The sequence below is a fragment of the Oleiphilus sp. HI0061 genome (assembly GCF_001635675.1).
On record NZ_LWFE01001879.1, the window covers coordinates 1 to 878 of the forward strand.

Sequence of the window (878 nt, forward strand, 5' to 3'; positions counted from 1 at the left end):
TCTTGCGCTTTTTCACTTCAGATACGGCTACCATTGACGCGGCTCGCTTACCTTTGCAGGTGACGGGGGCTTTAATATTTATCGATGTTATCGGTGTGATTCTTATGAACGCCTTGCTGGGAAGTGGTGACGTAAAAGTAGTCTTGAAGACAAGTATGCTTTCTCAATGGGCTGTGTTCTTTCCTTTAGGTCTTATCGCAGTAGTTTATTTTGAGCCGCCCTTGCTGGTGATTTGGCTTTTGTTTTCTTTCTCTCGCCTGGGCCAAGGTTTTGTTTACGGTATTCACTGGCATAGAGGGAAATGGGGAGGCGCTAAGCTTTAGTGTTTAGCGCTTCAATGACGGTGATTTCTAAATCGTTCTAGCCGCTCTGACGTGCTTGGGTGGCTTGAAAAATAGCCCTGTATTTCAGATTCTTGTTTTGGCTCCACGCTACCTATGTTTTCTTCGGGCTCGTTTGCACCTTGGTCTTTTTCTTGGGATTCTAAGTTCTCCATTAAGGTAATAAAATCCTCAGGATGTAAGCCAAACTCTTGTAAATGTTTCAGCGCAAAATCATCAGCCTCGAGCTCCATTTTTTGGGAATAGCCTGCTTGCAGAAGAACACCAGGTAAGGCAAGAATTGCTTGGCTGGTGGTTGAAATATCGCCAGTTACGATAACGATGAATAGGGCTAGGCTGGATTGCTGTATCAGTCTTCTCAGACTATGCCGGTGAGCGATATGTCCAATTTCATGCAGCATGATCGTTTCCAGCTGCTCTTGGTTCTCTGCGAGTTTGACCATCTCATCGGTAAAAATAATGGTTCCTGATGGAAGTGCAAAAGCATTCGCACCGATGGACTCGCTTTTGCGGAACTCGATTTTCATTGGAATGAGC

At 45.1% G+C, this 878-nt stretch carries 1 protein-coding gene and 1 pseudogene; one reads left to right on the top strand and one right to left on the bottom strand.

The genetic code is table 11. From position 1 onward, the window contains the following. Positions 1 to 323 (top strand): annotated as a pseudogene (locus A3735_RS31620) (hypothetical protein); the annotation flags it as partial. An 11-nt stretch (positions 324 to 334) separates the two neighbouring features. Here A3735_RS31620 and A3735_RS28555 read toward each other — a convergent pair. After that, positions 335 to 878, bottom strand: a 544-nt coding sequence (locus A3735_RS28555) for a M48 family metallopeptidase (protein ID WP_156500000.1), incomplete at its 5' end; no start/stop codon positions are given.